Here is a 7962-nt window from a genome sequence, read left to right as displayed (position 1 = left end):
AAGACGGCCACGGTCAGTGGCGTCAGCGACGTCTACGGGGCCGGCAACCTCAACGACGGCAACGCCGGCACCTACTGGGAGAGCACGAACAACGCCTTCCCGCAGTGGGCCCAGATCGACCTCGGAGCCGCGACCAGCATCGACCAGGTCGTCTTGAAGTTGCCGCCGGCGACGGCGTGGGCGACCAGGACGCAGACCCTGTCGGTGCTGACCGGCACGACCAGCCCGCCTGCGACCACGACCGTCGCGTCCGCGGGGTATGCCTTCAACCCGGCGACCGGTAACACGGTGACGATCAACTTCACCGCGACCAGCGCCCGGTACGTGCGGATCAACGTCACCGGTAACACCGGCTGGCCGGCCGCCCAGATCTCCGAGTTCGAGGTCTACGGCGCGAGCGGCCCCGTGGACACCGTCGCCCCGTCCGCCCCGTCGAATCTGGCCTACACCCAGCCGGCGAGCGGTCAGATCCGGCTGACCTGGAGTGCCTCCACCGACAACGTCGGGGTGACCGGGTATGACGTCTACGCCAACGGCGCGCTGCGCGGCAGTGTGGGCGCCGGTGTGCTGACCTACACCGACACCCAGCCGGGTACCGCGACGGTGGCCTACTACGTGCGGGCCAAGGATGCGGCGGGCAACGTCTCGGGCAACAGCAACACGGTGACTCGTACCGGCACGCCGGGTGGTGACACCCAGAACCCGTCCGCTCCGTCGAACCTGGCCTACACCCAGCCGGCGAGCGGTCAGATCCGTCTGGCCTGGGGCGCTTCCACCGACAACGTCGGGGTGACCGGGTATGACGTCTACGCCAACAACGCATTGCGTGGCAGTGTGGGCGCGGGGGTGCTGACCTACACCGACACCCAGCCGGACAGTGCGACGGTGGCCTACTTCGTGCGGGCCAAGGACGCCGCGGGCAACACCTCGGCCAACAGCAACACGGTGACGCGTACCGGTACCAGCGTTCCGGGGTCGAACCTGGCTCTGGGCAAGGAGATGGTCGAGTCCGGTCACGTGCACACCTTTGTCGCGGCCAACGCCAACGACAACAACACGGCCACCTACTGGGAGGGCAACGGCCAGCCCAGCACGCTCACCGTGCAGCTGGGCTCGAACGCCGCCCTCAGCTCGATCGTGCTGAAGCTGAACCCCGACAGCTCGTGGGGGACGCGCACGCAGACCGTCCAGGTCCTGGGCCGCGAGCAGAGCGCCAGCGGGTTCACCAGCATCTCCTCGGCGACGCCCTACGTCTTTAACCCCGCCTCCGGCAACACCGTGACCATCCCGGTCAGCGCGACGGCCGCCGACGTCCAGCTCAGGTTCACCACGAACACCGGCGCGCCCGCCGGTCAGGTCGCGGAGTTCCAGGTCATCGGCGTCCCCGCCCCGAACCCGGACCTGACGATCACCGGTGTGACGTCGGCCCCCGCGTCCCCGATCGAGACCGACTCCATCACGCTGTCGGCCGCGGTCAGGAACATCGGGACGGCTGCCTCCGGCGCGACCAACGTCAACTTCTACCTCGGCACCACCAAGGTCGGCACCGCCACGGTCGGCGCGCTGGCGGCCGGAGCGACCGTCACCGTCTCCGCCAACATCGGCCCGCGTGACGCGGCCACCTACCCGCTGAGCGCCAAGGTCGACGAGGCCAACAGCGTCATCGAGCAGAGCGAGGCCAACAACACCTTCACGAGCCCGTCCTCGCTCGTCGTCAGGCCCGTCGACAGCTCGGACCTCGTCCCGGTGACCAGCTGGACGCCGAGTAACCCGGCGACCGGCAACGTCGTCACCTTCTCCGTGCCGATCAGGAACCAGGGCAACGTGGCCTCCGCGGGCGGCGCCCACTCCATCACCCTGACGGTCGCCAACGAGGCGGGCACCGTCCTCCGTACGCTGACCGGCTCCTACACCGGCGCGATCGCCGCCGGCGCCACCACGGCCCCGGTCAACCTGGGCACGTGGACGGCCGCCAACGGCAAGTACACCGTCAAGACCGTGCTGGCCGACGACGCCAACGAGCTGCCGGTGAAGCGGACGAACAACACCAGCACGCAGTCGTTCTTCGTCGGACGCGGCGCCAACATGCCCTACGACATGTATGAGGCCGAGGACGCCGTCGTCGGCGGCGGCGCGGCCGTCGTCGGCCCGAGCCGGGACGTCGGCACCCTGGCGGGTGAGGCGTCCGGCCGCAAGGCGGTGACGCTGAACTCCAACGGCAGCTTCGTCGAGTTCACCACCAAGGCCAGCACGAACACCCTCGTCACCCGGTTCTCCATCCCGGACGCCGCGGGCGGCGACGGGATCAACTCCTCGCTCAACATCTACGTCAACGGCACCTTCCTCAAGGCCATCGACCTGACCTCGAAGTACGCGTGGCTGTACGGCAACGAGACGGGTCCGGGCAACTCGCCGGGCGCGGGCGGAGCACGTCACATCTACGACGAGGCCAGCGTCATGCTCGGGACGACCGTCCCGGCAGGCAGCAAGATCAAGCTGCAGAAGGACCCCGCCAACACGACGACGTACGGGATCGACTTCATCAACCTCGAGCAGGTGTCGCCGATCGCGAACCCCGACGCCGCCAAGTACGCGGTTCCCACCGGCTTCGCCCACCAGGACGTGCAGAACGCCCTGGACCGGGTCCGGATGGACACCACGGGCAACCTGGTCGGCGTCTACCTGCCGCCGGGCACCTACCAGACGGCGAGCAAGTTCCAGGTGTACGGCAAGGCCGTCAAGGTGGTCGGCGCCGGTCCCTGGTACACCCAGTTCCAGGCCCCGCAGACCCAGGCCAACACCGACGTCGGCTTCCGCGCCGAGGCCTCGGCGAACGGCTCCTCGTTCGCGAACTTCGCCTACTTCGGTAACTACACCTCACGCATCGACGGCCCGGGCAAGGTGTTCGACTTCGCCAACGTCGCCGACATCGTGATCGACAACATCTGGAACGAGCACACGGTCTGCCTCTACTGGGGCGCGAACACCGACCGCGTGACGATCAAGAACTCCCGTATCCGCAACCTGTTCGCCGACGGCATCAACATGACGAACGGCAGCACGGACAACCACGTCATCAACAACGAGGCCCGCGCCACGGGCGACGACAGCTTCGCGCTGTTCTCGGCCATCGACGCCGGCGGCGCCGACATGCGGGGCAACGTCTACGAGAACCTGACCTCGATCCTGACCTGGCGCGCCGCCGGTGTCGCGGTCTACGGCGGGTACGACAACGTGTTCAGGAACATCTACATCGCGGACACGCTGGTCTACTCGGGCATCACGATCAGCTCGCTCGACTTCGGTTACCCGATGAACGGCTTCGGCGCCAGCCCGCCCACGACGTTCGAGAACATCTCGATCGTCCGTGCGGGCGGACACTTCTGGGGCTCGCAGACCTTCCCGGCGATCTGGGTCTTCTCCGCCTCGAAGGTGTTCCAGGGCATCCGCGTCAGCGACGTGGACATCGTGGACCCGACCTACAGCGGCATCATGTTCCAGACGAACTACGTGGGAGGCCAGCCGCAGTTCCCGGTGAAGGACACGATCTTCACGAACGTCTCCATCTCGGGCGCGCAGAAGAGCGGCGACGCCTTCGACGCCAAGTCCGGGTTCGGCATCTGGGTCAACGAGATGCCGGAGGCCGGTCAGGGTCCGGCGGTCGGTTCGGTGACGTTCAACAACCTGAGGCTGACCAACAACGCCACGAACATCAAGAACACGACCTCGACCTTCACCATCATCAACAACCCGTAAGAAAAACCAGAACCGCTAACCCGTAAGCAACCAGAACCAGTCGACAGCGCCGATAACGCCGATACGTCGGTGATGTCGACGACAGGGTGCCGCCGGAGGTCCGACCTCCGGCGGCATCCCTGTGTCCGGGGCGACGTGATCCGCCGTCCACGGCTGGAGCCGACACTCGTCCAGACGTGGACACCGGCTGTCTGCGCGTTCCGGGCGGTACGCGACGGAGATGATGATTTACTCGGGTCTGCGCAACGCGGATGGACGGTTGCTCGCGGCGTGTCCGAGGGGGACGGTTCTCAACGTCCCGGTGCTCCCGGGGACTTCGCCGGGGGAGACGCCCGCCACGCACCGTTCCACCGGCCCCCGCCCCCATCGCCCGTACGGGAGGCCGGACGTCCGCGAGGTGAGGGCACGGCCACTGTAAGGAGATCCATATGCGTTCACTCGGCATCGACGGTGCGTGGGTGTTCGAACCCAGGGTGTTCCCGGACGGCCGGGGCAGCTTTCACGAGTGGTTCCGCGGAGACGCCTTCCGCGAGGCCACGGGCCAGGATCTGAATCTCTCCCAGGCGAACCACTCGATCTCCCGTGCGGGGACGCTGCGAGGCGTTCACTTCGCCGACGTGCCACCCAGCCAGGCCAAGTACGTGAAGTGCGTCCGGGGCGCGGTCCTCGACGTGGTCGTCGACATCCGTGTCGGCTCGCCGACCTTCGGGCGGTGGGAGCCGGTGCGCCTGGACGATGAGGACCACCGCGCCGTCTACGTCTCCGAGGGGCTCGGCCATGCCTTCATGGCCCTGACCGACGACGCGACCGTGGTGTATCTCTGCTCCGAGGGATACGCGCCCGGGCGCGAGCACGGGATCAACCCGCTCGACCCCGAGCTCGGGATCGAGTGGCCGGCCGGCGTGACGCCGCTGCTCTCGGAGAAGGACGCCGCGGCTCCGACCCTCAACGAGGCCAGGGAGCTGGGGCTGCTTCCCGACTACGAGGAGTGCCGCCGGTTCTACGCCAAGCTCCGTGCCGGAAGCCCGGCGCCGAGCTCCGCGCCCGAGGCTTGAGGTCGAGCTCCGCGCCCGCATCGCTCAGAACGGCCACCTCGTCCACTGCCGCAGCGTGGGGCTGATCGATTCCTCCTCGAAGTCGAGGTGTTCGAGCAGGTGCGTGCTCACCTCGTCGAGAGCGAGGACCAGCCGCTTGCGGTTGTCGGGGGTGTCCTCACCGCCGAGCAGATCCGCGAGGGCCGCGACCTGGTCGAGGAGATCGGAGATCCGCCTGTGGTCGGCCTCCAGGCGCTTGACGGTCGGTATCAGCGCGGGATTCGAGCGGCGCAGCGCCGGGAAGAGGTGAGCGTCCTCTCCGCCGTGGTGGGCGTGGACGAACTGGCAGTACTGCAGGCAGTTGACGCGTAGCTGCCACAGGGGGCTCCGGGTCTGCAACGAGCGGATCCTGGCCTGGACGAGCGCGGCTGATCCGCCCGAGCTGATCTGGCCGGCGACCTCCCGCAGGACCCGAAGGTCTCGGCGGAGCATCCCGTGGACCCATTTCAGCTCATTTACCAGGTGCTCACCGGGCGCGCCGGTTGAGGCCGTGTTCTGCGTCATGTTGTTGACGGTAGCAGATGATTGAAGAGCCTCAACGATTAACATGTGCCGACTATCGACCTCCTGTTACGATGCCGGTATGGCAGCGGAGGACACTCGGATGGCGGCGGAGGGGCTGGACCGCATCGGCTTCCTGCTGGCCCGGCACGGCGCGATCACCGACGGCCGCATACGCCAGGCGCTCGGCGTCGCCGGCCTCACGACGAGACAGAGCATGACCCTCATGCACCTCGCCAAGGTGGGACGGATGAGCCAGCAGGCCCTCATCGAGGCCCTGGGCGTCGACCCCAGCATCCTCGTCGCGGTCCTCAACGACCTCGAACGGGACGGGCTCGCCGTGCGCCACCGTGACCCGGCCGACCGGCGCCGCCACATCGTCGAGATCACCACCGACGGGAGCGAGGCGCTGACCAGGGTGGAGCGCGCACTCGCCGCCGTGGAGCGGGAGCTGTTCGCCGACCTCGACGACAACGAGATCGCCCGTCTGCGGGAGCTCCTCGCCCGGGTCAGGACCGCACCCGACGACCCGATATGCGCCGGGCACTGAGTCCTCCCGCCGCCGCCGCCGACCACGCCACGCCGCAGGGCCAGGCCGGTCCGCGATTCGGCGTGCGGTGGTTGCAGGATGGAGACATGGCACAGAAAATGTCGAAGGATCAGTGGCAGGCGTTCGTCTCGGAGGGGACCCGCACCGGCAAGCTGTCCACCGTACGGGTCGACGGGAGCCCTCACATCGCACCCGTGTGGTTCCTGCTCGACGGTGACGACCTGATCTTCATGACCGGTCAGAACACCGTCAAGGGACGCAACCTGGCGCGGGACTGCAGGGTCGCGATATGCGTCGACGACGAGCGGCCGCCCTTCGACTTCGTCACGCTGCAGGGGCGCGCCGAACTCAGCGACGATCTGGACACGCTCCGCGTCTGGGCGACCCGGATCGCCGCGCGCTACATGGGCGCGGACCGGGCACAGGAGTACGGCGACCGCAACGGCGTCCCCGGCGAGGTGATGGTCAGAGTCCGCATCGAAAAGGCCATCGCCCTCGCCGACGTCGCCGACTAGCGCTACGACGGCGATCGCGCCGGCCCGGCCACATCACCGATCTGTGGAGAATCTCGGATCAACGAGCAGGAAGCTCTCCCACCAGCGCGACGGTGTGGCTCCTCGAAGCCCTGCAGACCCAGATGGCATGGCCTCGCGCGCAGTCGACATGCATGCCGAGCCGGTGCTCGGGACAGACGGGCCACGCCGTCCAGATCGTCTCCATGACGACCTCCTGGACGGCGTCGGCAACGATCTCCAGAGCCCCCTCGAACCGGCTTCCGAAGCTCGGGCGGATGCCCTGCCCATGGCACCCGCCGCGGAACTCCACCCACGCCTGCCCGAATTCGGTGTCCCAGTCCGGGATCACCAGGCGCAGGTCCCCGGTGACTCCCGCTGTCCGCACGTCACGTTCGACCACGGCCAGGGCCTGTTCGAGCGTCGTCCACCAGGTGGGCTCAAGGTCGAATCCGGGTTCGAAACCCGCCTCCGCCAGCAGCGACCCACCGAGCCGGACCAGGTCCGCGGAGGTCAGCTCCGCGCTTGGGCGCTCGAGCAACTCCCGTGTGGCGCGGCCACGCCCGCCACCCTCGTAAACCGCGAAGGCCAGCTCCACCAGAGGCCCCACTCGCGCCTCACCGTCGCGATGAGCGAGGTAGACCTGTCTAGCCGCTTGATCGAAGGCGGTGCCGTACATGACCCGAAGTGTCCTCCAACGGCGCAGGCGGGCCAACATGTTTTCCCCGTAGTTCCTTTCCTGCCGCAGAACGGCGAGCCCTTCGGGGATGATCGACCTCTCCCAGACAGGTGGAGGCCCTCCACCTGTGGGGCTTCCACACGACTCCGGAAGCCTTCGGCGCTCCCGTAGCCGCAGGATGGGTCCCTGCTGCCCGCTCCCAGCCGATCTGGCAAAGTCTCGTGTGATCCGACGTTACCCAGAAGGGCCACTCATGACGCACATCGAGTTCAGCACTCCCTCGACGCTGCCGGCGACCAACGGGTACAGCCATGTCGCCGCCATCGCACCGGGCAGCCGGCTCGTCTGGACCTCGGGCCAGGTCCCGATCACCACGGAGGGCACACCGGCCGCCGCCGGCGACTGGGAGGCCCAGACACGCCTGGTCATGCGGAACGTCGAGGCCGCGCTCAAGGCCGGGGGCGCGACCTGGAACGACGTGTTCAAGCTCACGATCTTTGTTGTCGACACCTCGGCGCTGTCCGTCGTCCGGGCCGTGCGGGACGAGTTCGTCAACCTGGAGCGGCCGCCCACAAGCTCGCTCGTACAGGTCGCGGGCCTCTTCCGCCCGGACATCCTGATCGAGATCGAGGCGGTCGCCGCGGTTCCCGCAACCTGACGGCCGGCGCCCCCGTTCTTGCGGGCCAGGCTTCCGTCCTTTGCGATCATGGCTGGGGTGCCGACCGACGAGCCGGTGCCAGACGCGCACCCGGACCCGCGATGGCGGCACGTGGGCCCGGATCCGAACCCGCGACCTCTTCCTCTCGAACACCGGAGCGGTCTTGCATGAGGTGCCAAACGGTACCGAACAGCGCCGGCACCTGCGATCTG

Annotated in this window: 7 protein-coding genes; 5 read left to right on the top strand and 2 right to left on the bottom strand. The window is 68.0% G+C overall.

Annotated elements, in window-relative coordinates; all coding sequences use genetic code 11:
- The coding region (locus CHC08_RS30065) for a galactose-binding domain-containing protein (RefSeq protein WP_089210737.1) at window positions 1-3756 on the top strand (3756 nt) is incomplete at its 5' end.
- Between the two features lie 428 nt (window positions 3757-4184).
- A complete protein-coding gene (gene rfbC, locus CHC08_RS30060) occupies window positions 4185-4811 on the top strand; it encodes a dTDP-4-dehydrorhamnose 3,5-epimerase (RefSeq protein WP_089210736.1) in 627 nt (208 codons plus the stop codon).
- Between the two features lie 24 nt (window positions 4812-4835).
- On the opposite strand, the gene CHC08_RS30055 is transcribed toward rfbC, so the two are convergent.
- Entirely contained in the window at window positions 4836-5354 is a 519-nt protein-coding gene (locus CHC08_RS30055) for a hemerythrin domain-containing protein (protein WP_179282292.1), read from the bottom strand.
- A gap of 79 nt (window positions 5355-5433) precedes the next feature.
- Between CHC08_RS30055 and CHC08_RS30050 the strand changes: the two genes are divergently transcribed.
- Together CHC08_RS30050 and CHC08_RS30045 are read left to right on the top strand one after the other, a co-directional pair.
- The gene (locus tag CHC08_RS30050; RefSeq protein ID WP_179282291.1) at window positions 5434-5901 is read left to right on the top strand and encodes a MarR family winged helix-turn-helix transcriptional regulator; all 468 of its coding nucleotides are present in this window, start codon (window positions 5434-5436) and stop codon (window positions 5899-5901) included.
- A gap of 86 nt (window positions 5902-5987) precedes the next feature.
- Window positions 5988-6416 (top strand): PPOX class F420-dependent oxidoreductase, encoded by a 429-nt coding sequence (locus CHC08_RS30045; protein ID WP_089210751.1) that lies wholly within the window; start codon window positions 5988-5990, stop codon window positions 6414-6416.
- A gap of 58 nt (window positions 6417-6474) precedes the next feature.
- Here the strand turns inward: CHC08_RS30045 and CHC08_RS30040 are convergent, their stop codons facing one another.
- Window positions 6475-7092: a hypothetical protein gene (locus tag CHC08_RS30040; protein WP_143653391.1), complete on the bottom strand. Its 618-nt coding sequence runs from the start codon at window positions 7090-7092 to the stop codon at window positions 6475-6477.
- A 253-nt stretch (window positions 7093-7345) separates the two neighbouring features.
- Here CHC08_RS30040 and CHC08_RS30035 point away from each other — a divergent pair, with 253 nt between their 5' ends.
- Entirely contained in the window at window positions 7346-7750 is a 405-nt protein-coding gene (locus tag CHC08_RS30035) for a RidA family protein (protein ID WP_089210732.1), read from the top strand.
- Window positions 7751-7962: the final 212 nt, after the last annotated feature.

Source organism: Streptosporangium subroseum (assembly GCF_900188345.1).
GTDB lineage: Bacteria > Actinomycetota > Actinomycetes > Streptosporangiales > Streptosporangiaceae > Streptosporangium > Streptosporangium subroseum.
Note: the sequence above shows the minus strand (reverse complement) of the source record. Positions and strands in the feature narration are given on the sequence as shown.